The following is a 25,366-nucleotide window of genomic DNA, read 5'->3' as shown; positions in this document are numbered from 1 at the left end:
CCCGGCCGCGGCGGCCGGGGCTTGCCGAAAGACACAACAAGGGGAATCCTGATGCGCATCGGGATAGGCGGCTTTCAGCATGAAACCAATACGTTCGCGCCGTCGCGCGCAACGTGGGAAGACTTCGCCGACAAGGGCGGCGGCTGGCCCAAGCTGGTCAGCGGCCCGGCGATGTTCCAGGCGGTGGCTGGCGCCAACATTCCAGTGGCCGGCTTCATCGAGGCCATGGGCAGCCACACGCTGCTGCCCGCCACCTGGGCCGCGGCCAGCCCTTCCGGCCTGGTCACCGAAGACGCATTCGAACGCATCAGCGCGCTGATCCTGCAGGGCTTGTCGCAGGCCATGCCGCTCGATGGCGTCTACCTGGACCTGCACGGCGCGATGGTCACCGAGCACCTGGACGATGGCGAAGGCGAACTGCTCAAGCGCGTACGCGCCCTGGTAGGGCCCGACGTGCCGGTGGTGGCCAGCCTGGACCTGCACGCCAACGTCACGCGGGCCATGGTGCAACATGCAGACGCGCTAGTCTGCTATCGCACCTATCCGCACATCGACATGGCCGAAACGGGCCAGCGCGCCGCCGCCTTGCTGGCGCAGCGTCTGGCCGGCGCGCCGCGCAGCCGCGTGGCGCTCAGGCAGTTGCCCTATCTGATTCCGCTGTGCTGGCAGTCCACCGACATCGAGCCGTCCCGCAGCCTGTACCAGTTGGTGGGCGAGCTCGAAACGCGTGGCGCGCAGAGCGTGTCGTTTGCCACCGGCTTTCCGGCGGCCGATTTTCCCGACTGCCTGCCCGCCGTCTGGGCCTACGGCGCGACGCAAGACGAGGCCGACGCGGCCGCCGATGCGCTGACCCGCGCGGTGCTTGATGCCGAGCGCGATTTCGGCGGCACCCTCTACACCCCGGACGACGCCGTCACCACGGCCTTGCGGCTGGCGCAGGACGCCAGCGCGCCGATCGTCATCGCCGATGCGCAGGACAACCCCGGCGCCGGGGGCAGTTCCGACACCACCGGCCTGCTGCGCGCGCTGATCCGCCACAACGTGCACGATGCCGCCATCGGCCTGATCGTCGACCCCGAGGCTGCCCTGGCCGCGCATCGCGCCGGTGTCGGCAAGACCATCCGAATTTCATTGGGTGGACATTCGGGTATTCCTGATGATGACCCTCTGGACGCCGAGTTCATCGTAGAGAAAACTTCGGATGGGCGCTTCGATACGCACGGCGCGTTCTACCGCGGTTTCCACATGGATCTGGGCCCCAGCGCCTGCCTGCGGATCGGCGGCGTGCGCATCGTGGTGGCGTCCAGCAAGGTGCAGATGGCCGACCAGGAAATGTTTCGCTTCGCCGGGGTGGACCCGCGCCGCGCGGCGATCCTGGCGGTGAAAAGCTCGGCGCATTTCCGCGCCGATTTCACGCCCATTGCGCACACGATTCTGGTGTGCGCGGCACCGGGCTCGATGCTGATGGATGCGGCTAAACAACCATGGACACGGCTGCGTCCGGGCATCAGAATGGCGCCTTGCGGCCCGGTCTTCGCCGGACCCGCTACAGCCTGACCCTCGCACGCCGCGCCCCTGGCGCGGCGCGTTAACGACGTAGCGGCACAGCGCCGCTCACCAGGGCCTGTCAACACTAAAAGGAGCCTCGCATGAGTACCAAAATGAGCGGCTATCAAGGCGCGAAGCGCAGTCGTGTAGGCACCACGGCGAGCATTCGCAACGCTGAGAGGCGCTCATTTTGGTACTCACCCTTCGGGCAGGCCGGTAATCGGCCACCAGGCGTCGTTGCACTCACCTTGCGTGGCAGAGCCACGCGGCGGCGAGTGCGCCTAGCCTGGTGGCCGATTACCGGCCTGTGCGAGGCTCCTTTTAGTGTTGACAGGCCCTAACTTCAAGGGGATTTTCATGCTCAAGTTTGTCCGCGCGGCCGCATTGGCCAGCGCCACCCTGCTGATGGCTCACGGCGCCTACGCCGAGACCGTCATCAAGTCGGTGATGCACTCGCCTTTGCGCCTGACCGACCCGCACGCCACCACCGCGTACATCACGACGTGGCACGGCTACATGATCTACGACACCTTGCTGGCCACCGACGCCGACAACAAGATCCAGCCGCAGATGCTGGAAAAGTGGGATGTCTCGGCCGACGGCAAGACCTACACCATGACGCTGCGCCCCGGCCAGAAATGGCATGACGGCAAGCCGGTGACGGCCGAAGACTGCGTGGCGTCCATCAAGCGCTGGGCCGCGGGCGACGGCATGGGCCGCACCCTGCTCAAGTTCACGGACAAGATCGAAGTCATCGACGACAACAGCTTCCGTATCGTCATGAAAGAACCCACGGACCTGGCGCTGCGCGCCCTGTCCAAGCCCACCGGCACGGCGCCGTTCATGATGCCCAAGCGCATCGCCGACCTCGCCATCGGCCAGCCCATCACCGACATGACCGGCTCGGGCCCGTTCAAGGTCATCGAGTTCAAGCCGGGCGTGAAGACCGTCTACGCCAAGAACACCGACTACGTGCCGCGCAAGGAACCCGCCAGCGGCCTGGCCGGCGGCAAGGTCGTGAACGTGGACAAGGTCGAATGGGACGTCATGCCCGACGCCCTGACCACCGCCAATGCGCTGTTGGGCGGCGAAATCGACTTCGTCGAGCAATTCCCCTATGACCTGTTGCCGATGATCGAAGGCAACAAGGACCTGAAGGAAGAATCGCTCAGCCCGGTCGGCTACTTCACGATGTACCGCTTCAACTTCAAGTACCCGCCCTTCAACAACAAGAAGATCCGCCAGGCCGCCATGTATGCCATCGGCCAGGAAGACGTGATGAAGGCGCTGGTGGGCAATCCCAAGTACTGGAAGACCTGCGCATCGCTGTGGGGCTGCGGCACGCCGCTGGAATCCGACATCGGCAAGGACGTCGTGGTGCCCTCGAACATCGAGAAGGCCAAGGCCCTGCTGAAGGAAGCTGGCTACGACAACACCCCCATCCTGGTGATGCACGCCACCGACGTGGGCACGCTGTCGGCCCAGCCGGTGGTGATGGCCCAGGCCCTGCGCAAGGCCGGCTTCAACGTCAACCTGGCGGCGATGGACTGGCAGAGCGTGGCCACCCGCCGCGCCTCGAAGGCCGCGCCGGCCGAAGGCGGCTGGAACATCCACAACACCAACTGGTACGCCACCGACGTGATGGACCCGGTGCGCTCGGCCCCCGCCGCAGCCAACGGCGACAACGCCTGGTTCGGCTGGCCCGACTTCCCCCAGGTCGAGGAACTGCGCACCAAGTTCGCGCTGACTTCCGACCCGGCCGAGCAGAAGAAGATCGCCGACGAGCTGCAGCGCATCGGCATCGACGAAGGCCTGTACGTGCCGCTGGGCCAGATGTCCGTGCCCACCGTGTACTCGGCCAAGCTGTCCGGCCTGGTGCATGCACCGGTGTTCGCGTTCTGGAATGTGAAAAAAGCTCCTTGAGGAGCGATTAGGGCCTGCCTTCGGGCAGGCCCGGATTCTGGGGGAATTACATGCTGGCATTCGTTTCACGCCGGCTCCTCGCGACCATCCCCGTACTGGTGATGGTCGCGGTGGTGGTCTTTGCGATATTGCGTGCGGGCTCGGGCGATCCGGCCATCATCATGGCCGGCGACGGCGCCACGCCTGAACGTGTCGAACAGATACGTCAGACGATGGGGCTGGACAAACCGGTGGTCCAACAATTCTTCATCTGGGGCGGCCGGCTGTTGCAGGGCGACCTGGGTACCTCGCTGATGTCCGGCGTGCCGGTCACCAAGCTCATCAGCCAACGGCTCGAACCGTCGCTCAGCCTGGCGGTGCTGACACTGATCTTCACCCTGATCGTGGCGATTCCGCTGGGCGTGCTGGCGGCCTGGCGCCAGGGCCGGCTGCTGGACCGCGCGGTGATGGGCTTTTCGGTACTGGGGTTCTCGGTGCCGGTGTTCGTCACCGGCTACCTGCTGATCTGGACCTTCGCCATCAAGCTGGGCTGGTTCAACGTGCAGGGCTACGCGCCGCTGGCCAACGGCTTCTGGCCGTTCCTGCACCGGCTGATCCTGCCGTCGCTGGCGCTGTCCACCGTGTACATCGCGCTGATCGCGCGCATCACGCGCACCAGCGTCATCGAGGTCATGGGCGAAGACTTCATCCGCACGGCGCGCTCCAAGGGCCTGACCGAAACCGGCGTGCTGCTGGGCCATGCGCTGCGCAATGCGGCCGTGCCCATCGCCACGGTGGTGGGCCTGGGCATCGCGCTCTTGATCAGCGGCGTGGTCGTGACCGAATCGGTCTTCAACATTCCCGGCCTGGGCCGGCTGGTGGTCGAGGCCGTGCTGGCGCGCGACTACCCCGTGATCCAGGGGCTGACGCTGTTCTTCGCGTTCGTCTACGTGTTCATCAATCTGGTTGTCGATTGCGCCTACACGGTGTTCGACCCCCGTATCCGATACTGAGGCCACGCCATGCAAACGCCAACCGACGCCGCCGCGCAAGCGGCCGCCGACCTCCCCGGAGGCGGCAATCCCCACGTCACTGCCTGGCGCCAGATCCGCCAGGGGCTGCGCAGCTGGCCAGTCATGCTGGCCCTGGTGGTGCTGGCGCTGATCGTCGCCATCGCCCTGTTCGCCCCGCTGCTGGGCACCGTGGACCCGACCCAGATCAACCCGGGCGCACGCCTGAAGCAGCCCTTCACCGACTACCTGTTCGGCACTGATGCCTTTGGCCGCGACGTCTGGTCGCGCGTGGCCTACGGCGCCCGCATCTCGCTCATCGCGGGCCTGGGCGCCGCCGTCGTCAGCGTGGCCATCGGCCTGGTGATCGGCGTGATCGCGGGCTGGTTCCGGTCGCTGGACGGCTTCATCATGCGCACCATGGACGCCATCATGGCGATTCCCGGCATCCTGCTGGCGATCGCCCTGGTGTCGGCCACCGGCGCCAGCCTGATGACCGTACTGATCGCCATCACCATCCCGGAAATCCCGCGGGTAGTGCGGCTGGTGCGCGGCCAGATCCTGACCGTGCGCGGCGAACCCTATGTCGAGGCCGCGCTGGCCCTGGGCACGCCGTTGCCGCTGCTGCTGTGGCGCCACATGGTGCCCAGCACCGTGGCGCCCCTGACCGTGCAGGGCACCTACGTGTTCGCCTCGGCCATGCTGACCGAAGCCATCCTGAGCTTCCTGGGCGCGGGCATTCCGCCCGAGATCGCCTCCTGGGGCAACATCATGTCCGAAGGCCGCATGTATTTCCGCATGCTGCCGGGCCTGATCCTGTTCCCGGGCCTGTTCCTGTCGCTGACCGTGCTCAGCGTGAACATCCTGGGCGACGCGCTGCGCGATGCGCTTGACCCGAAAATGGTGCGCAGGATCTGATGCCGATGACCTACTCTCCTACTCCCCCCGCGGGCGATACCTCGTCCGCCGTCCTGGCCATCCGCAACCTGTCGGTGGAAGTCGCCGGCGCCGGCAACCGGGTCGTGCGCAACCTGAGCCTGGACGTGCATGCCGGCGAAACCGTCTGCGTGGTCGGCGAATCCGGCTCGGGCAAATCAGTGACCTCGCTGGCCGTCATGGGCCTGTTGCCGCCGGGCGTGCTGCGCATCAGCGCGGGTTCCATCCGCGTCGAAGGCGAAGACGTCGCCACCGCCACGCCGCGCCGCCTGCGCGAACTGCGCGCCACCCGCATGGCCATGGTGTTCCAGGAGCCCATGACCGCGCTGAACCCTGTGCACACGGTGGGCAAGCAGGTCGACGAAGTGCTGCGCCTGCATCGCCGCATGTCGGCCGCCGAACGCCGCGCCAAGGTGCTGGAGATGTTCCGTTCGGTGCACCTGCCCGATGTCGAACGCATTTTCGACGCCTACCCGCACCAGCTGTCGGGCGGCCAGCGCCAGCGCATCGTGATCGCCATGGCGCTGATCCTCGAGCCCAAGCTGCTGATCGCCGACGAACCCACCACGGCGCTGGACGTCACCACGCAGAAGCAGATCCTGCTGCTCATCAAGGAACTGCAGGTCAAGCACAAGACCGCCGTGCTGTTCATCACGCACGACTTCGGCGTGGTGGCCGAAATTGCCGACCGCATCGTGGTGATGAACCGCGGCGACCTGATCGAAAGCGGCACGCGCCACGAGATCCTGGCCGAACCCAAGCAGTCGTACACGCGGCGCCTGGTGTCGTCCGTGCCCAGCCTGGTGCCGGCGCGGCGCGACGCGCCCGCCGGCCAGCCGGTGCTGCACGTCAAGGGACTGGGACGCACCTATGGCGGCAAGCGCGCGCTGCTGTCGCGCCGCGCGCCGCAGAACGTCATCGCGGCCACGGACGTCAACCTGACCCTGCGCAAGGGCGAGATTCTGGGCATCGTCGGCGAATCCGGCTCGGGAAAGTCCACCGTGGCGCGCTGCATCGTGCGCCTGATCGAGCCCACCGCCGGCCACATGATGATGGGCGGCGAAGACCTCAGCACCTTGTCCGGCGCCGCGCTGCGCCCGGTGCGCCGCCGCATCCAGATCGTGTTCCAGGACCCGTATCGGTCGCTGAACCCGCGCCGCACCGTGGGCGAATCCATCATTGAAGGCCTGCTCAATTTCGGCATGCCGCGCGAAGAGGCCCTCAAGCGCGCGGGCGAAACGTTGACCGTGGTCGGCCTGAGCCCCGACGCGATGCGGCGCTATCCGCACCAGTTCTCGGGCGGCCAGCGCCAGCGCATCTGCATCGCGCGCGCGCTGGTGATGGACCCGGAAATCCTGGTGGCCGACGAAGCCGTGTCCGCGCTGGACGTGTCCGTGCAGGCGCAGGTGCTGGAGCTGCTCGAACAGGTGCGGCAGCGCACCGGCGTGGGCGTGCTCTTCATTACGCACGACCTGCGCGTGGCCGCGCAGATCTGCGACACCATCATGGTCATGCAGCGCGGCAAGGTCGTCGAGACCGGCACCGCCGAAACGGTGTTGACCGACCCCCGCCACGAATACACCCGCGCCCTGATCGACGCGGCGCCCGGACGCGACTGGGACTTCCGCAATTTCCGGCCCGTCGCGGCCGGCCAGACGCCCGCCGCCACCGCCTGACGCGCCCTCATCCACTGGAATCCGCCATGCCGCAACCGCACGAACTCTCGGCCCAGGAACTGCTCTCGGCCTACCGCAACAAGACGCTGTCGCCCGTCGAGGCGACGCGTTCGGTGCTTGACCATATCGAGCGCTGGGAACCGCACATCCGCGCTACCTACGCGTTGGACCCGGAACAGGCGTTGACCCAGGCCCGCGCCTCGGAAGCGCGCTGGATGAAGGGCGAGCCCCAGGTCTGCGGCGGCTACACGCTGGATGGCGTGCCCGCCACCATCAAGGAAAACATCGCCACCCGCGGCGTGCCGGTGCCGCTGGGCACCGCCGCCACGGATTTGACGCCCGCCACGGCGGACGCCCCGCCCGCGGCCCGCATGCGCGAAGCCGGCGCGGTCGTGCTGGGCAAGACCACCATGCCCGACTACGGCATGCTGTCATCGGGCCTGTCGAGCTTTCACGAACTGACGCGCAACCCCTGGGACGTCACCAAGAACCCCGGCGGCTCCAGCGCCGGGGCGGGCGCGGCGGCCGCCGCCGGCTATGGTCCGCTGCACATCGGCACGGACATCGGCGGCTCGGTGCGCCTGCCGGCCGCCTGGTGCGGCATCGCCACGCTCAAGCCCAGCCTGGGCCGCATTCCCATCGACCCGCCGTTCATGGGCCGCTGCGCCGGCCCCATGACCCGCACCATCACCGACGCCGCGCTGATGATGGGCGTGCTGTCGCAGCCCGACGTGCGCGACCACATGAGCCTGCCGTTCCAGGATTTCGATTGGCTCAACCTGACCCAGGATGTACGCGGGCTGCGCATCGGCCTGTTGCTGGACGCCGGTTGCGGCCTGCCGCTGGACCCGGAAATCCGCCAGGCCGTCGAGGCGGCTGCCCGCCTGTTCGAGGCCGCCGGCGCCATCGTCACGCCCATGAATCCCTGGATGACGCCCGACATGCTGGACGGCGTCGACCGCTTCTGGCGCACCCGCTCGGCCATCGACCTGGGCGCGCTGCCCGAGGCGCGCCGCGCCAAGATCCTGCCGTTCATCCGCACGTGGGCCGAAAGCGGCGGCGGCCAATCCGGCGAAGCCGTGTTCCGCAGCTACTACGACACCCTGAATGTGCGCGCCAAGACCGTGGCCGCATGCGCCCCCTACGACTACGTGCTGTCGCCCGTAGCCCCCGTGGTGGCCTACAACGCCGAATGGGCCGCGCCCACCAACGAAGTGGCCACCACCATGCACCATATTGGCTACACCCTGCCCTACAACATGAGCGAGCAACCGGCCGCGTCGGTCAATTGCGGCTACACCCGCGCCGGCCTGCCCATCGGCCTGCAGATTGCGGGCGCGCGCTTTGACGACCTGGGCGTGCTGCGCGTGGCACACGCCTGGGAACGCATGCGCCCGGCGCAGCACCCGTGGCCCCAGCCGCCCGGCACAGCCTGATTCCCTGCCGGGCCGGCCTTCCCGCCGGCCCGCCCGCTTTCCGGTCTTTCCCCTTTGGCAACCCACAGGACTCCCCATGCGTTGGCTTCTGGCAATGATCAAGCACGAGACGAACACCTTTTCGCCCGTGCCGACCCCGCTGTCGCGTTTTTTCCGCGGCGCCCCTGACATCCTCGAAGGCGAGCGCGCCATCCGCGCCTACGAAAACACTGATAGCGGCCTGGGCGGCTACATCGAAGTGGCGCGGCGCGTCGGCGCCGAGATCGTGGTGCCGGTAGCCGCCGAATCCTGGCCCAGCGGGCCGGCCAGCAGCGACACGCACGAAGCGCTGTGCAAGCTGGTGCTGGACCAGGTCAAGCGCGGCGGCTTCGACGCCATCCTGCTGGACCTGCACGGCGCCATGGTGGCCGAAGGCGTGCAAGACGCCGAAGGCGACCTCTTGCGCCGGTTGCGCGAGATCGACCCCAAGACGCCCGTGGCCGTGACGCTGGACATGCACGCCAACATCTATGCCGACATCGTCGACCACGCCACCGTCATCAGCGGCTTTCATACTTACCCACACGTCGATATCCGCGAGGCCGGCGTGCGCGCCGCCAACGTCATCGTGCGCACGCTCAAGGGCGAGATCAAGCCGGTCATGACCTGGGCCAGCAAGCCGATGCTGCCGCACGTGATGTGCCAGGGCACCCATGCCGAACCCAACAAGTCGCTGCAGGAACGCTGCAAGCAGCTCGAGGCCGGCGGCGTGCTGGCCGCCTCGGTGTTTGTGGGCTTTCCGCACGCGGACATCCGCGAAGCCGGCCTGAGCGCCGTGGTCTGTACGGACGGCAACCTGGGCCAGGCCGAGCAATACCGCGACGAACTGCTGGAACGCGCCTGGAACGACCGCGCCAAGTGGGTCTTCCACCCTGAACCGCTGGCCCCCACCATCACCCGCGCCAAGGCGATCGAACACGGCCCGGTCGTACTGCTGGACCACTTCGACAACACCGGTTCGGGCGGCACCATGGACACCACCGCTGTATTGGCCGAAGTGTTGCGCCAGGAACTGGACAACGTCGTCTTCTACGCGATCTGCGACCCGCAGGCGGCCCGCGAGGCGGCCGCGGCCGGCGTGGGCAGCACGATCACCCTGGCGCTGGGCGGCAAGGTGCCGATGCCCGCCATCAAGCAGCCGAGCGAACCGCTGACGGTCACGGGACGGGTCAAGCTGGTGTTCGACGGCGTCTACCTGAACCGCGGCCCCATGTATCGCGGCGTGCGCAACGACACCGGCCTGACCGTGGTGATCGATACGGGCCGGGTCGAGATCGTGGTGGTCTCGCGCCACCAGGAGCCCTTCGACATCAATTGCCTGCTGTCGGCCGGCATCGACCCGCTGCAAAAGCGCTACGTGGTGCTGAAAAGCCGGGTGCACTGGCGTGCAGGCTTTTCCGACATGGCCACCGAGGTCATCGAATGCACCGGGGTGGGCGTGACCACGTCCGACTACGGCCAGCTGGAATTCAAGCACGTGCGGCGCCCCATCTACCCGCTCGATCCGCTCTGAAACCGGTTTTGTCGACAATATGGCCGGCGCCCGAGGGCGCCGGCTTTCATTTTGAAATCTTCGGTAACTGGGCGCACTCTCCGCACGCGATTTGCCTCGTTATACTCGCCCCGGTCCTTACAGGGCGATGAATCCAACATCGCCGCCGCCCGCCTGTTTCACGGCGTACGGCCGCGGTCGGATCAGACTCGATAATCAACGACAAAGCAAAACGATGAAAAAGAGCGTAGCGATCACCTTAGCCGTGGTCATAGTGGGAGCGGGAAGCTGGGTTGGCGCCACGTGGTACACCGGCAAGCGCATTGAAGAAAGCGCCCAGCGCCACCTGGCCGAAACCAACGAAAAGCTGGCCAAGATCACGCCTTTGTTCGGTCTGCGCATCGACCAGATCAAATACGAGCGCGGCCTATTCTCGACCCAGGCCCGCTATGGCCTGTCGTTCGTCAAGAACGACAAGAGCCCGCAGGAAATGCCTGACGGCATGGTCGAATTCGATGCCAAGATCGAACACGGCCCCTTCCCCAAGAGCGCCCTGGCGCGCGGCGCCATCGCCCCCAAGCTGGCGTTCTTCCACGCCGAACTGGCCAAGACGGACAACGTCAAGCCCGTGTTCGAGTTGACCAAAGACGTCTCGCCCCTGATCACGGACGCCGTGGTCAGCTTCGGCGGCAACACCGCGTCGACCTCGAAGATCGCGCCGGTCAAGATCACCCACGAAGGCAACTCGGTCGACTTCAGCGGCATGACCATCACCGGCGCCTTCGACCGCAGCCTGCAGGGCGTCACCGCCCACGCGCAGACCGACACGCTGGCCGTGGACGGCACCAAGGGCAACGACCCGATCAAGCTGCTGCTGTCGGGCCTGTCGATCGACGTCGACAGCCGCATGGGCAAGTTCGGCCTGTCCGTCGGCGATTCGGGCTTCAAGATCAAGCGCACCGAGGTCGTCAAGCCTGACGCCGACGTCAAGCTCAGCCTGGACAACTTCGGCTACACCGTCAAGGTCGCCGAAGACGACAAGACCATCAACGTGCAGGCCGCCTACCAAAGCGGCGACATCATCGTGAACGACGTGGCGCTGGGCAATGCCCAGGCCGTGATCAAGCTGGCCAAGCTGGACGGCGCTGCGGTCAAGCAGCTGTCGGACACCTACAACCAGCTGATCCGCCAGTACATGGCCGATACGCGCGACGAAGGCCTGAACGATGAACAGTTCCAGGTGCTGCTGGACAACGCCGGCAAGCTGCTGTCGGGCAACCCGTCGTTCAGCATCGATCCGATCAGCTGGAAGACCGCCAAGGGCGAAAGCAAGCTGACGTTCTCGCTGGACCTGGCCAACCCGCCGAACGCCAAGGACCTGACGCCGCAGGAAATCATCGTCAAGGCCATCAAGCAGATCGACGCCACCCTGGTGATCTCCAAGCCGATGGTGCAAGACCTGATGGTGCAGTACGCCGTCAAGAAGGAAGGCCTGGCCGCCGACAAGGCTGCCGAGGAAGCCGCCGACAACGTGCGCAGCATGTCCGGCATGGCCGAGATGTTCAACGTGGGCAAGAACGAAGGCGACAACATCGTCGGCAAGTTCCACTTTGCCGACGGCATGGGCGACCTGAACGGCAAGAAGATCCCCGCCGACGAACTGTTCGCGGGCCTGTTGGGCTCCGTGGGCATGAACCCGAGCATGACGGACGACGACGAAGAAGAGTCCGAGCCCGCCGTCGGCGCCACGTCGATGGACGGCGACACCGCGTCGGCCACCGCCGGCGAGACGCTGCAGGAATTCAACGTCGACATGGTCGTCAGCATGCTCGACGACATGGGCTACACCACGCGCAAGACCGACGGCGACGAAGGCCCTGTGCTGATCCTGGACGCCGGCAGCACCGGCGCCACCGACCTGCGCATGGAATTCCTGTGCAATGACTTCACCGAGAAGTGCTACGACCTGGTCGTGACCGCCACGTACGCCACCAAGAAGCCCGCCTCGCTGAAAGCCATCAACGCCTGGAACCGCGAATACCGCTGGACCCGTGCCTACCTGGACGACAAGAACCAGGCCGTGCTGCAGATGGACATGAACGCGGAAGGCGGGATCGGCAAGAACAACCTGCAGATCCTGATCAACACGTACTTCAGCATCACCGAAGACTTCGCCAAGACCTTGACGGCCGCACCGGCGAAGTAAGCCACTTGCTCCCAGCCGCCCGCCCCCAGGTGCGGCGGCGGATACGACAAGCCAAGGGCCGCACGCAACGTGCGGCCCTTTTTGCATCCGGGCGACGCAATACAGGCCTCCCGTAAAAAAGCCCCTGCTTTTTCAAGCAGGGGCTGTTGCACCACGGCCGGACCCGCCTTGCGGCAGGCCCAAGCGCTGACGCGTTACGCGTAGGCTTCGATCGGCAGGCAGGCGCAGACCAGGTTGCGGTCGCCATAGGCGTTGTCCACACGGGCCACCGGCGGCCAGTACTTGGCGTCGCGCAGGGAGGCCACCGGGTAGGCGGCCTGCTGGCGCGGGTAGTCGTGCAGCCATTCTTCGGCCAGCAGCATCTGCGCGGTGTGCGGCGCGTTCTTCAGGACGTTGTCCTCGCGATCACGTTCGCCGCGCTCGACCTGGGCGATTTCCTCGCGGATCGAGATCATGGCTTCGATGAAGCGATCCAGCTCGGCCACGCCTTCGGATTCCGTCGGTTCGACCATCAGCGTGCCAGCCACCGGGAAGCTCATGGTGGGGGCATGGAAGCCGTAGTCCATCAGGCGCTTGGCGATGTCTTCGGCGCTGATACCGCTGGTTTCCTTGAGCGGACGCACGTCCAGGATGCACTCGTGCGCCACGCGGCCGTTACGGCCCGCGTACAGCACCGGGTAGTGATCGCGCAGGCGGGTGGCGATGTAGTTGGCGTTCAGGATGGCCACTTCGGTGGCGCGGCGCAGGCCGTCGGCGCCCATCAGCGCGATGTACACGAACGGGATCGGCAGGATGCCGGCCGAACCGAACGGCGCGGCCGAAACCGGGCCGACCTTCGCTTCACCGGGCAGCTTGCCCTGTTCGTTGACCACGCCCGGCAGGTACGGCGCCAGGTGCGCGCGCACCGCGACCGGACCCACGCCCGGGCCGCCACCGCCGTGCGGGATGCAGAAGGTCTTGTGCAGGTTCAGGTGCGACACGTCGGAACCGAACTTGCCCGGCTGCGCCACGCCGACCATGGCGTTCATGTTGGCGCCGTCCAGGTAGACCTGGCCGCCGGCCTGATGCACCAGGTCGCAGATTTCGGTCACGGCTTCCTCGAACACGCCATGCGTGGACGGGTAGGTGATCATCAGCGCGGCCAGCTTGTCGCCGACCTGTTCGATCTTGGCGCGCAGGTCGGTCAGGTCGACGTTGCCGTTGGCATCCGAGGCCACGACCACGACTTCCATGCCGGCCAGTTGGGCCGAGGCCGGGTTGGTACCGTGCGCCGACGACGGGATCAGGCAGACGTTGCGCTGGTGCTGGCCGTTGGCCTGGTGGTAGCCACGGATGGCCAACAGGCCGGCGTACTCGCCTTGCGCGCCCGAGTTGGGCTGCAGGCTGATGTTGTCGTAGCCGGTGATTTCGCACAGCGCGGCCGACAGGCGAGTGATCAGCTCGTTGTAGCCCTGGCTTTGCGAGCCGGGCGCGAACGGGTGGACCAGCGCGAATTCGGGCCAGGTGATGGGGATCATCTCGGCGGTGGCGTTCAGCTTCATGGTGCACGAACCCAGCGGGATCATCGTGCGGTCCAGCGCCAGGTCCTTGTCGGCCAGCTTGCGCAGGTAGCGCAGCATGTCGGTTTCAGACTGCACGCTGGAGAACACCGGGTGCTTCAGGATGGCACTTTCGCGGGCCACGGCGGCGGGAATGCCGCTGGCGGCCACGGCGTCGAGCGCGTCGACGTCGAGTTCGACGTCATCGCGTTCCAGGCCGGCGGCGAACACGTTGACCAGCGCTTGCAGGTCGGCGGCGGTGACGGTCTCGTCCAGCGAGACGGCCAGGCGGGCGCCGTCGACGCGGCGCAGGTTGATGTGCTCGCACTCGGCGGCCGTCAGGATGGCCGGGGTGGCGGCGCCGGTTTCCAGCAGCAGCGTGTCAAAGAAGGTGTCGTTGGCGACCTTGATGCCCAGCTTGCCGAGTTCGGCGCGCAGGATCGCGGTGTAGCGCTGCACGCGATGGGCGATGCGGCGGATGCCGGCCGGGCCGTGCCACACGGCGTACATGCCGGCCATGACGGCCAGCAGCACCTGGGCCGTGCAGATGTTGGACGTGGCCTTCTCGCGGCGGATGTGCTGTTCGCGCGTTTGCAGCGCCAGGCGCATCGCCGGGTTGCCCTGGGCGTCCTTGGACACACCGACCAGGCGGCCGGCCATGTTGCGCTTGAAGGCGTCCTTGCAGGCCATGAAACCGGCGTGCGGGCCGCCAAAGCCGAACGGCACGCCAAAGCGCTGGGCCGAACCGACGGCGATGTCGGCGCCCCACTCACCCGGCGCGGCCAACAGCGCCAGAGCCAGCAGATCGGTGGCGACGGCCACCACGGCGCCTTGGGCGTGGGCGGCGTCAGCCAGCTTGCGGTAGTCGGACACCGAACCGGTGCTGTGCGGGTATTGCAGCAGCACGCCGAAGCATTCCGGCAGGCCCTCGGCTTCGTCGCCAATGGCGATTTCGATGTCCAGGCCTTCGGCGCGCGTGCGCACGACTTCGATGGTCTGGGGGTGCACGTGGCGCGAGATGAAGAACACCGGGCTCTGCGACTTGGCGCCGCGGCGGGCCAGCGTCATGGCTTCGGCGGCGGCGGTGCTTTCGTCCAGCAGCGAGGCGTTGGAGATGTCCAGCCCGGTCAGGTCGGCGACCATGGTCTGGTAGTTCAGCAGGGCCTCGAGGCGGCCCTGCGAGATCTCGGGCTGGTAGGGCGTGTAGGCCGTGTACCAGGCGGGATTCTCGAGAATGTTGCGCAGGACCACATTGGGGGTCTGCGTGCCGTAGTAACCCTGGCCGATGTAGTTGCGAAAGACCTTGTTGCGGCCGGCGATCTGCTTCAGTTCGGCCAGCACGTCGGATTCGCTGCGCGAGGGCGGCAGCGCCAGCGGGGCCTGGCTGCGGATCTTGGGCGGCACGACTTCTTCGATCAGGGCGTCCAGGCTGGCGCTGCCGATCACGGCGAGCATGGCGGCCTGGTCGGCGTCGGAGGGGCCGATGTGGCGGGGTATGAAGTCGGTGTGGGTGTCTAGGGCGCGCGACATGGAGGGATCTCGGGGTAGCAGGTGTCGTCGGGGGACGAACGGTGATGCATCTTGCGGACGGGCGCGGCGCCAGGCGCCGCCGCCCGTCCGGACAGGCTTAGCCGTTGGCGACGGCTTCGTAGCCGGCAGCGTCCAGCAGCTTGTCGGCATCGGCGGCGTTGACCGGCTTGATCTTGAAGATCCAGGCGGTGAAGGCCGATTCGTTGATCAGGTTGGGGTTGCTTTCGAGTTCGTCGTTGAACGCAACGATCTCGCCCGCGACCGGGGCGTAGATGTCGGAGGCGGCCTTGACCGACTCGACCACGCCGGCGGTTTCGCCCGCGTTCAGCTTGGCGCCGACCTTGACGTCGCCGACGAAGACCAGGTCGCCCAGTTGGTCCTGGGCGGTATCGGTGATGCCGACGACAAACACGTCGCCTTCGGCTTTGACCCATTCATGGGACTGGGTGTACTTGCGATCGGTGGGCAGACTCATGGGAACTCCTGAGGGATTCGGGTAGAAGAATGGTGTTGCGCGCCTCGCGCCGGCGGCCCGCCCGCCACGGGGGGCCTGCGGCGCGAAGCTTCGAGTTTACGAGTGTTCGACGGCTTTGCCGTTACGGACAAACGGCAGTTTGCAGACCAGGGCGGGCACCCACTTGCCGCGGATGTCGACCTCGACCGTGTCGCCCACGGCCACGCCTTGCGGCAGGCGGGCAAAGCCGATGGACACGCCCAGCGTGGGCGACATGGTGCCGCTGGTGAGCTCGCCCGTGCCTTGCGCGGTGCGCACGGCCATGTGGGCGCGCATGACGCCGCGTTCCTGCAGCTTCAGGCCGACGAAGGCGGCGGGCGTGGCGAATTGTTCCAGCGCATCGCGGCCGATGAAGCGGCGCTCGGGGTTTTTCAGGGACACCGTCCAGGTCAGGGCGGCTTCGCCCGGCTGGGTCAGTTCGTCCATGTCCTGGCCATACAGGTTCATGCCGGCTTCCAGGCGCAGCGTGTCGCGCGCGCCCAGGCCCGCCGGACGCACGCCCTGGGCGACCAGGTCGCGCCACAGCTGCACGGCCTCGGAAGCGGGCAGTACGATTTCAAAACCGTCTTCGCCGGTGTAGCCGGTACGGGCCACCAGGGTGTCGTCGCCGATGCGGGCGGCCACGAACGGGGTCAGCGGCTCGCTGGCGGCCTGCCAGGCGGGGCGCGCGGCCCAGACCTTGGCGCGGGCATTGGGACCCTGCACGGCGATCATGGCCAGGTCGCGGCGCGGCGTGATGGTGACGTCGAACTTGCCGGCCTGCTTGACGCGCTGCATCCAGGCCATGTCCTTGTCGGCCGTGCCGGCATTGACCACCACGCGCCATTGGTCGGCGGCGAAGAAGTAGACGATCAGGTCGTCGATGACGCCGCCCTGCGGGTTCAGCATGCAGGTATAGAGCGCCTTGCCCGGCACCGTCAGCTTGGCCACGTCGTTGGCCACCAGGTACTGCAGGAAGGCGAAGGCATCCGGGCCGGTGACGTCGGCGTTGAGCATGTGCGAGACGTCGAACATGCCGGCATCCTGGCGCACCGCGTGGTGTTCTTCCAGTTGCGAGCCGTAGGCCAGGGGCATGTCCCAGCCGCCGAAGTCGACCATGCGGGCGCCAGAGGCGATGTGTTCGTCGGCCAGCGGGGTGCGTTTGAGGGTTGCGGACATGCGCGGGTACTCCGGAGCGGCAGCGGTGCCAGGGTTACGGAATGCCGCTGGCGGACGGGCGATGTGCCCCCGCGCAACGGCTGAATCTTCCGCCCCTCTGTCCTTTTGCCTGAGAGTTGCCCCGCATGGCGGGTTTGCACCTTCGGCGCCTGGGCTGCGCGCTATGTCCCTGATTGGGCAGCGGCGCCAGGTCTCTCCAGAGTACTGTTTTGCCCGTCCGCACGGCGAAAACCGGGACAGGGCAAACATGTGCGGTATGGGATACCTGAGCGATTCCGGGCGAATTGCGCCTTCGGCGGCGGCCGCCGCACTTGGCAGCCGCTCTCTCCCGCAACATGCGTGACAGCGGCGAAAGCATACCGCGAAACGCGCGCTTCGCCCAGCGCCGCGCGGCCGGCAACCCCGGCTCGCAACCCCGGCGTGCAACCCCTTCCCGGCCCCTAGCCCAGCGCAGTATCCAGCAGCATCATCAGCACAAAGCCCAGCATCAGCCCGCAGGTGGCGTAGACCTCGTGCCCCTTGCGGTGCGATTCGGGAATGATCTCGTGGCTGATCACGAACAGCATCGCGCCCGCCGCGAACCCCAGGCCCCAGGGCAACATGGCCGCCGACCAGCCCACGACCGCCGCGCCCAGCACGGCGCCGATCGGCTCGACCAGGCCGGACAGCATACCCAGCGCAACCGCGAACGAGCGCTTGTAGCCGGCTGCGATCAACGCCACGGCCACCACCAGCCCTTCGGGAATGTCCTGGATGGCGATGCCGGTGGCCAGCGCGGTGCCGCGCACCGGATCGTTGCCCGCGTAGCCCACGCCGATGGCCAGGCCCTCAGGCAGGTTGTGCAGGGTGATGGCGAAGACGAACAGCCAGGTACGGCGCAGCCGGTGCGCCTCGATGCCCTCGCGGCCCTTGATGAAGTGTTCATGCGGCAGCAGCCGATCCATCAGCAGCAGCGCGGCCGCGCCCAGCAGGATGGCCGCGCCGACGGTCAGCCCGGCGCCCCAGGGGCCGGCGCCCTGTGACTCGGCCGCCGCGATGCCCGGGGCCACCAGCGAGAACGCGCTGGCCGCCAGCATCACGCCCGCGCCGAAGCCGAACATGCTGTCCTGCATTTTCTGGGGAATGGTGCGCGCGAAAAGGATGGGCAGCGTGCCGGCCGCAGTGGCGCCGGCGGCGACCATGCCGCCCAGCAGCGCGTCCGCCACATGCGGCGCGTTCGCGTCGAAGTAGACCCACAGCTGATGCAGGCCCAGGCAGGCGACCAGCACCGCCAGCGTCCAGACGCTGACGCTGGTGGCCGCGGGCCGGATGCGATGACGGCTGAATGTGTTCATGGAACGCTGCCCCCCGCGCAAAGCCGGATCAGCCGATGGCGGCGGCGTAGCGACGCGCCACCTCGGGCCAATTGACGACATTGTAGAAGGCGCCGATGTACTCCGGCCGGCGGTTCTGGTACTTCAGGTAGTAGGCGTGTTCCCACACGTCCAGGCCCAGGATGGGGGTATTGCCCTGCATCAGCGGGCTGTCCTGGTTGGCGCTGCTTTCCACCACCAGCTTGCCGGCCGGCGTGACGGACAGCCAGGCCCAGCCGCTGCCGAAGCGGGTCAGCGCCGCCTTGGTGAAGGCTTCGCGGAACGCGGCCAGGCCACCCAGCTCGGCATCGATCGCGCGGGCCAGCTCGCCCTCGGGCTCGCCGCCGCCCTGCGGCGACATGACGGACCAGAACAGGCTGTGGTTGGCATGGCCGCCGCCATGGTTGCGCACCGCGCCGCGGATCGCCTCGGGCAACTGGTCCAGGCGGGCCACCAGCGCTTCGACCGGCTCGTCCGTGGCGATGCCGGCGCCGTCCAGGGCCGCGTTCAGGCTGGTGACGTAGGTCTGGTGGTGCTTGCTGTAGTGGATTTCCATCGTCATGGCGTCGATATGGGGTTCGAGCGCGTCATAGGCGTAGGACAGGGTCGGCAGGGTGTAGGCCATGAGATGTCTCCGTCAGACCGGCGCCGCGGAATGCGGGGCCAGATTGATTATCGAAAACATAAATGATATGTATTTTTATTTGATATCACAATGGTTGCGTTGCAATGGCTGTCATAGAAGCGGGCTATGCGGCGCCGCCGGCCGCACGGCGCGGCCGCGCCTAGGCGCCGCCTGGCGCATGGCCATCGGGAAATCGTCCGAGAATGAAAGAGACATGGCGGCCCGCCGACGCGGGCGCCGGCCCTACAGCGCCTTGCCGCAGGCCACGCCCGAGGCCCAGGCCCACTGGAAGTTGTAGCCACCCAGCCAGCCGGTGACGTCCACGGCTTCGCCCACGAAGTACAGCCCGGGAGTGGTCTTGGCCTGCATGGACTTCTGGTCCAGTCCGCGGGTGTCGACGCCGCCGCGCATGACTTCGGCCTTCTTGTAGCCGGCGGTGCCGCTGGGCACCAGCGTCCACTGGTGGATGTCCTGCGCCAGGGCGCGCAGGGTCTTGTCGGGCGCATCGGCCAGGCGCAGTGCCGCCAGGCCGGGCTTGCCGCCCTGCTCGGCCAGGTGCAGCCAGCGATCGGCCAGGCGCTTGGGCCACAGGCCGGCCAGCACCGTCTGCAATTGCTGGCGGTTGCCGGACTTGGACGTCAGCAATTCGTCGGCCAGGTCGCGCCCCGGCGCCAGGTCGATGACGATGGGTTCGCCCGGTTTCCAGAAACTGGAGATCTGCAGGATCGCCGGGCCCGACAGGCCGCGGTGCGTGAACAGCAGGTCTTCGAGGAATTCGCCGCGGCCCTTGCCCTGCCCCGTGTGCAGATTGACTTCCAGCGCCACGCCGGACAGTTCCGCCAGGGGCTGCCACTGGGCCGCGTCGAAAGTCAGCGGCACCAGCGCGGGGCGCGGCTCGACCACCTTCAGGCCGAACTGGCGCGCCAGCTTCAGGCCGAAGTCGGTGGCGCCCAGTTGCGGGATCGCCATGCCGCCGGTGGCCACCACCAGCTTGGCGGCCCGGATAGGGCCTTGACTGGTGCGTAGTTCAAAGCCGGTTTCGCCATGGGCCACTTCGGCCACCTGGCAGCCCATGCGCCACTTCACGCCGCCCGCGTCGCATTCGGCGCGCAGCATCTCGATGATGGATTCGCTGGAATCATCACAGAACAGCTGGCCGCGATGCTTCTCGTGCCAGGCGATGTGGTGGCGCTTGAGCAGCGCCAGGAAGTCCTGCGGCGTATAGCCCGACAGGGCCGACCGGCAGAAATGCGGATTGTCGGACAGAAAGTTGGCCGGGCCTGCCCCGATGTTGGTGAAGTTGCAGCGGCCGCCGCCGGAAATGCGGATCTTCTCGGCCAGGCGCTCGGCATGGTCGACCAGCACCACGCGCAAGCCACGCTGGCCGGCGACCGCTGCACACATCATGCCAGCGGCGCCGGCGCCGAGAACGGCAACATCGAACATCGGAACAGTCGGCCCTTATCAGTCTTCGATCAGGCAGTCGACGTAATAACGCTTCTCGCCGTCCGGACCCACTTCGTCGGCCAGGCCGTGGATGTAGGTTTCGAAGCCCGGGAAGCGCTCGTTGAACTCGCGCGCGAACTGCAGGTACTGGACGATGGTGCGGTTGAAGCGTTCGCCCGGAATCAGCAGCGGAATGCCCGGGGGGTAAGGCGTCAGCAGCACGCCCGTGACGCGGCCTTCGAGCTGGTCGATATCGACGCGCTCGACCTCGCGGTGCGCCATGCGGGCAAAGGCGTCGGACGGCTTCAACGCCGGCACCATGTCGCTCAGGTACATCTCGGTGGTCAGGCGGGCCACGTCACGCTCGCGGTAGGCTTCGTGGATCTGCTGGCACAGATCGCGCAGGCCCATGCGCTCGTAGCGGCGATGCACCTTGCAGAAATCCGGCAGGATGCGCCACAGCGGCTGGTTGCGGTCGTAGTCGTCCTTGAACTGCTGCAAGGCGGTCAAGAGCGTGTTCCAGCGGCCCTTGGTGATGCCGATGGTGAACAGGATGAAGAACGAGTACAGGCCGGTCTTTTCGACCACCACGCCGTGCTCGGTCAGGTACTTGGACACCAGCGCGGCGGGGATGCCGGTTTCGCCGAAGCTGCCCGACATGTCCAGCCCCGGGGTGATGACCGTGGCCTTGATCGGGTCCAGCATGTTGAAGCCTTCGGCCATTTCACCGAAGCCGTGCCAGTGGTCGTTGGCTTCCAGCACCCACTCGTCGCGGTTGCCGATGCCTTCGGACACCAGGCGGTTCGGGCCCCAGACCTTGAACCACCAATCGTTCTTGCCGAACTCGGATTCCACCTTGCGCATGGCGCGGCGGAAGTCCAGCGCTTCGCGGATGCTTTCCTCGACCAGCGCGGTGCCTCCCGGGGGTTCCATCATGGCGGCGGCCACGTCGCACGACGCGATGATCGCGTACTGCGGCGAGGTCGACGTGTGCATCAGGTACGCCTCGTTGAAGACGTTGCGGTCCAGTTTGCGGGTCTCGGATTCCTGCACGATGATCTGCGAGGCCTGCGAAATGCCGGCCAGCAGCTTGTGCGTGGAGTGGGTGGCGAACACCATCGCATCCTGGCTGCGCGGGCGGTCCTGGCCGATGGCGTGCATGTCCTTGTAGAACTCGTGGAACGCGGCGTGCGGCAGCCAGGCTTCATCGAAGTGCAGCGTGTCGACGTAGCTGCCGAGCTGCTCTTTGATCATTTCCACGTTGTAGATGACGCCGTCGTACGTGCTTTGCGTCAGCGTCAGGATGCGCGGGTTCTTGTTCACCGCTTCGCGCGCGAAGGGGTTGGCCTCGATCTTCTTGCGGATGTTGTCCGGGTGGAATTCTTCCAGCGGGATCGGGCCGATGATGCCCAGGTGGTTGCGCGTGGGGCGCAGGAACACCGGGATCGCGCCCGTCATCGTGATGGCGTGCAGGATCGACTTGTGGCAGTTGCGGTCCACCACGACCACGTCACCCGCGGCCACGTTGGCATGCCACACCACCTTGTTCGAGGTGGACGTGCCGTTGGTCACGAAATAGCAGTGGTCGGCGTGGAAGATGCGCGCGGCGTTCAGTTCCGATTCGGCGACCGGGCCGGTGTGGTCCAGCAGCTGGCCCAGTTCGTCCACGGCGTTGCAGACGTCGGCGCGCAGCATGTTCTCACCGAAGAACTGGTGGAACATCCGGCCCACCGGGCTCTTCAGGAACGCCACGCCGCCGGAGTGGCCGGGGCAGTGCCAGGAATAGGAACCGTCCTGCGCGTACTTGACCAGTTCGCGAAAGAACGGCGGCGGCAAGCTGTCCACGTAGCTGCGGGCTTCACGGATGATGTGGCGCGCCACGAATTCGGGCGTGTCCTCGAACATGTGGATGAAGCCGTGCAGTTCGCGCAGGATGTCGTTCGGAATGTGTTCCGAGGTACGCGTTTCGCCGTACAGGTAGATGGGAATGTCGGCGTTGCGGAAACGCAGTTCGCCGATGAACATGCGCAGGTTCTTGATCGCGCTGGCCACGTCCTCGGGCGAATCCACGTCGAACTCTTCATCGTCGATCGACAGGATGAAGGCGCTGGCGCGGCTTTGCTGCTGGGCGAACGAACTCAAGTCGCCATAACTGGTCACCCCGATCACCTCGACGCCCTCGGCCTCGATCGCTTCAGACAAGGCACGAATACCCAAACCGGACGCGTTCTCGGAACGGTAGTCCTCGTCGATGATGAAAATAGGGAAGCGAAATTTCATGCAGGCGCTCCTGGGGCAAGCGAATCGGACCGTTATGGCGGACGCGAGTGTACTTCTAGTGAAAAACCGTCTGATGACAGGCGGCGCGGAGGCCCCGCCAGGGTGGCGGGAATGGCGGAATTGTAGGGCGGATTTTCCTCAAGCCCTATGGTTTTCCCGAAGATGGCCGCACACGGGCCCCGATGGGGCCCGCGGCAGGCCCGTTCCCGGGCCCGCCCAGGGCGGCGGCAGCTAGCGGATGGTGCGCGCTTCGCCGGCCCGTAGCGCGGCGGTGAAGGCGTCGAAGTACGGCGGGATGGCCTCGGCGTCGCCGTAGCGGATGCGCCGTTCGACCTTGGCGATGGCGCCGAAGCAGACCTCGGCGTCGGGCTCGCCGCAGACCAGCACGACCGGGTCTTCGTCGTCGCAGACCTCGTACAGGCCGCCGTGGGCGCGGCGCGCCACTTCGTACAAGTAGGCGGCGGCGCCGACGGTCTGCATGGGGGTCAGGGGCAAGGTGCCGACGTGCGCGGCTTCGAGCGCCGCGTCGAGCGCGTGGATGCTGGAGGGGGAGTAGTCGAGCGTGGCCCCGGCGGACCCGGCGGCCTGGACGAAGTCTTTCGCGGCATTGGCCACGCGCGCCACGAACTCTTCCTGGACTTCGTCGCGCTTGGCGTCCTGGTTTATCTTGAGGAAACCGAACATCATTGGCTCCTTTGTGAAAACTGCAAGCGGCGTTAGTCCCATTATAGGCAGCCCACCCGCCTATACTGGCCAGTAACCCCCGAACCGTTCCCTATTCCCAACACTTGCCCGCATGCCTTCCAGCGCCCCACTTGTCCGACGTCTTACCCCCGCAGACGCCCTGTCCCTGCGGCAGTTGCGCCTGGATGCTTTGCAGGAAACCCCGGAAGCATTCGGATCAAGTTACGAAGAGGAACACACGCTGACACTGGAAGACATCCGCGGCTGGATCGCCCCCGCGGACGACAGCGCCATGTTCGGCGTGTTCGTGCATGACGCGCTGGCCGGCATGGTGGGCGTGGCACGCCAGCGCAAGCTGAAGATGCGGCACAAGGCGCATATCTGGAGCATGTACGTGGCGCCCGCCTTCCGCGGCCAGGGCCTGGGCCGGCTGCTGATGCGCGCGGCGATCGACCATGCCGCCGGCATGCGCGGCGTGCGCCAGGTGCAATTGAGCGTCACCGCCAACAATGCGGCCGCCTATAACCTGTATGCCACGCTGGGGTTCGAGGAATACGGCCACGAATGCGAGGCCCTGTGCGTCAACGGCGAGCTCTACGACGAGCTGCTGATGGCGCTGCCGCTGGCCGGCAAGTAGCGCCCCCGGCCGTTCAGCCCGAGCGGCGCCTGGCGCCGTAGGCCCAGACCTGGTTGCGGCCGCCGTCCTTGGCCTTGTACAGCGCCTGGTCGGCCGCCTTGATGACGGCGTCCGGCGCGCGCAGCGCGTCGCCGCGTTCGGCCACCCCGATGCTGACCGTGACCCGCAGCGGACGCGAATTGCGGCCGCCGCGCGCGCCGCGGCGGCGCTGGCCGACCTGGTCCGCCTTGGGCCGCGCCGGCTTGTCGCGCAGGCGCATCTGGTAGGCCTCGATCGCGCGGCGCACGGTTTCCAGATGCGGCATGGCCTCGGCCGCCGTCTTGCCCGGAAACACCAGCGTGAATTCCTCGCCGCCGTAGCGGTAGGCATAGCCGCCGCCCGCCACCCGGCGCAATTGCGAGGCGACCATGCGCAGCACCTGGTCGCCCACGTCGTGGCCGTGGGTGTCGTTGAAGGCCTTGAAGTGGTCCACGTCGGCCATCGCCAGCGTGTAGACGCGGCCCATGCGTTGCAGCCGCTCGTTGAGCGCGCGGCGTCCGGGCAGGCCGGTCAGTTCGTCGCGAAAGGCCATGTGGAAGCCTTCGTGCGCCAGCGAAATCGACAATGCGGTCAGCGCGGCCGACGCCATCACGGCCAGCTCCAGCGGATGCTGGCCGCCGCGCGGCAACGCCCACGCCATGCAGACAAAGCCCAGCCATTGGCCGGCCTGTTGCGGGCGGCCATAGCGCAGCAGCAGCAAGGTCAGCGTCAGGCCGGTCACGAGCAGCGCGGCCAAGGCCTGCACGGGCAGGCCCAGCCGGGCCAGCATGCCCTGCACCGCCAGCGCACCGAACCACTCTGCCACGCCGTCCTTGCCCGCCAGCGCGATGACGGCCGCGCCCACGGCCATCAGGCCGATGCGGGCAGCCATGTCCAGCAGCAGGCTGGACCGCTCGGCCCAGAGCGCATTGATGCTGTAGGCCAGCGACCACCACACCAGCGCCGGCCCCAGCGCCCAGGGCGCCTGGCTGGCCAGGGCGGGCCAGACGGCCACCGCCCCCAGCACGCTGAGCATCAGCGCCAAGGTCTGCGACCGCTGGTACATCAGGCAGATGGCCCCGCCCACCAGCGCCATGACCCAGGGCACGAACGGCACGATCTGCGTCAGGGCCGGGGGCCACTGCTGCCATAGCAACAGCCCGGCCGCCGCGAATACCGGCAGCGCAGGATAGAACAACAGGGGCAGCCAGGGAATATGGGGGTAACGCACGGATAGGGCCTTGCTCACGCTTGCTGAGATGACGTCGCCAAATCGGCAAACACATATCCCTTTTTACGGTCGCGGCCCGGGGTTCTTTAGCGCAGCAACGATCTCGCG

The 25,366-nt window shown here is 67.0% G+C and carries 18 protein-coding genes and 2 riboswitches; of the genes, 9 read left to right on the top strand and 9 right to left on the bottom strand.

The features are described 5' to 3' along the window. The first annotated feature begins 51 nt into the window (after positions 1-51). The 8 genes from HV798_RS02915 (at position 52) to HV798_RS02880 (ending at position 12,245) form a co-directional block, all read left to right on the top strand. Positions 52-1,557, top strand: a complete 1,506-nt coding sequence (locus HV798_RS02915) for a M81 family metallopeptidase (protein WP_175191414.1) — start codon at positions 52-54, stop codon at positions 1,555-1,557. Between the two features lie 348 nt (positions 1,558-1,905). Next, positions 1,906-3,471 carry an ABC transporter substrate-binding protein gene (locus HV798_RS02910; protein ID WP_175191415.1) on the top strand — a complete coding sequence of 522 codons (1,566 nt, stop codon included), beginning with the start codon at positions 1,906-1,908 and terminating at the stop codon, positions 3,469-3,471. A gap of 50 nt (positions 3,472-3,521) precedes the next feature. Beyond that, complete coding sequence (locus tag HV798_RS02905; protein ID WP_025139397.1) at positions 3,522-4,463, top strand: ABC transporter permease; 942 nt, start codon at positions 3,522-3,524, stop codon at positions 4,461-4,463. 9 nt (positions 4,464-4,472) lie between these two features. Continuing rightward, positions 4,473-5,378, top strand: a complete 906-nt coding sequence (locus HV798_RS02900) for an ABC transporter permease (RefSeq protein WP_025139396.1) — start codon at positions 4,473-4,475, stop codon at positions 5,376-5,378. Between the two features lie 5 nt (positions 5,379-5,383). After that, positions 5,384-7,072 (top strand): ABC transporter ATP-binding protein, encoded by a 1,689-nt coding sequence (locus HV798_RS02895; protein ID WP_175191416.1) that lies wholly within the window; start codon positions 5,384-5,386, stop codon positions 7,070-7,072. 26 nt (positions 7,073-7,098) lie between these two features. After that, positions 7,099-8,508 (top strand): amidase, encoded by a 1,410-nt coding sequence (locus tag HV798_RS02890; protein WP_175191417.1) that lies wholly within the window; start codon positions 7,099-7,101, stop codon positions 8,506-8,508. A gap of 76 nt (positions 8,509-8,584) precedes the next feature. Beyond that, positions 8,585-10,060: a M81 family metallopeptidase gene (locus HV798_RS02885; protein WP_175191418.1), complete on the top strand. Its 1,476-nt coding sequence runs from the start codon at positions 8,585-8,587 to the stop codon at positions 10,058-10,060. A 214-nt stretch (positions 10,061-10,274) separates the two neighbouring features. Next, the gene (locus HV798_RS02880) at positions 10,275-12,245 is read left to right on the top strand and encodes a DUF945 family protein (RefSeq protein ID WP_175191419.1); all 1,971 of its coding nucleotides are present in this window, start codon (positions 10,275-10,277) and stop codon (positions 12,243-12,245) included. Positions 12,246-12,439: 194 nt separating this feature from the next. Here HV798_RS02880 and gcvP read toward each other — a convergent pair whose 3' ends face one another. From gcvP to HV798_RS02840, 8 genes are all read right to left on the bottom strand, one after another. Next, entirely contained in the window at positions 12,440-15,313 is a 2,874-nt protein-coding gene (gene gcvP / locus HV798_RS02875) for an aminomethyl-transferring glycine dehydrogenase (RefSeq protein WP_175191420.1), read from the bottom strand. A 97-nt stretch (positions 15,314-15,410) separates the two neighbouring features. Then, a complete protein-coding gene (gene gcvH, locus HV798_RS02870) occupies positions 15,411-15,788 on the bottom strand; it encodes a glycine cleavage system protein GcvH (protein WP_025139390.1) in 378 nt (125 codons plus the stop codon). Between the two features lie 96 nt (positions 15,789-15,884). After that, positions 15,885-16,985, bottom strand: a complete 1,101-nt coding sequence (gene gcvT, locus HV798_RS02865; protein WP_175191421.1) for a glycine cleavage system aminomethyltransferase GcvT — start codon at positions 16,983-16,985, stop codon at positions 15,885-15,887. Positions 16,986-17,072: 87 nt separating this feature from the next. Then, positions 17,073-17,195: riboswitch (glycine riboswitch) on the bottom strand. Between the two features lie 32 nt (positions 17,196-17,227). Continuing rightward, positions 17,228-17,326, bottom strand: a riboswitch (glycine riboswitch). A 99-nt stretch (positions 17,327-17,425) separates the two neighbouring features. Beyond that, positions 17,426-18,319: a ZIP family metal transporter gene (locus tag HV798_RS02860; RefSeq protein ID WP_025139388.1), complete on the bottom strand. Its 894-nt coding sequence runs from the start codon at positions 18,317-18,319 to the stop codon at positions 17,426-17,428. A gap of 28 nt (positions 18,320-18,347) precedes the next feature. Beyond that, the gene (locus HV798_RS02855; RefSeq protein ID WP_175191422.1) at positions 18,348-18,962 is read right to left on the bottom strand and encodes a superoxide dismutase; all 615 of its coding nucleotides are present in this window, start codon (positions 18,960-18,962) and stop codon (positions 18,348-18,350) included. Between the two features lie 243 nt (positions 18,963-19,205). Then, on the bottom strand, positions 19,206-20,408 hold the full coding sequence (locus HV798_RS02850) for a BaiN/RdsA family NAD(P)/FAD-dependent oxidoreductase (protein ID WP_175191423.1): 1,203 nt from the start codon (positions 20,406-20,408) through the stop codon (positions 19,206-19,208). 18 nt (positions 20,409-20,426) lie between these two features. Continuing rightward, entirely contained in the window at positions 20,427-22,688 is a 2,262-nt protein-coding gene (locus HV798_RS02845; RefSeq protein ID WP_025139385.1) for an arginine/lysine/ornithine decarboxylase, read from the bottom strand. 231 nt (positions 22,689-22,919) lie between these two features. Continuing rightward, a complete protein-coding gene (locus HV798_RS02840; RefSeq protein ID WP_029954218.1) occupies positions 22,920-23,372 on the bottom strand; it encodes a hypothetical protein in 453 nt (150 codons plus the stop codon). A gap of 112 nt (positions 23,373-23,484) precedes the next feature. On the opposite strand from HV798_RS02840, the gene HV798_RS02835 reads away from it, so the two are divergent. Then, a complete protein-coding gene (locus tag HV798_RS02835) occupies positions 23,485-24,009 on the top strand; it encodes a GNAT family N-acetyltransferase (RefSeq protein ID WP_175191424.1) in 525 nt (174 codons plus the stop codon). Between the two features lie 13 nt (positions 24,010-24,022). Here the strand turns inward: HV798_RS02835 and HV798_RS02830 are convergent, their stop codons facing one another. Further along, positions 24,023-25,258, bottom strand: coding sequence for a GGDEF domain-containing protein (locus tag HV798_RS02830; protein ID WP_175191425.1), 1,236 nt, complete (start codon positions 25,256-25,258; stop codon positions 24,023-24,025). Between the last annotated feature and the right edge of the window lie 108 nt (positions 25,259-25,366).

The sequence above is a fragment of the Achromobacter deleyi genome, from assembly GCF_902859705.1.
Lineage (GTDB): Bacteria > Pseudomonadota > Gammaproteobacteria > Burkholderiales > Burkholderiaceae_B > Achromobacter > Achromobacter deleyi.
This window is presented reverse-complemented; position numbering and strand designations above follow the sequence as displayed.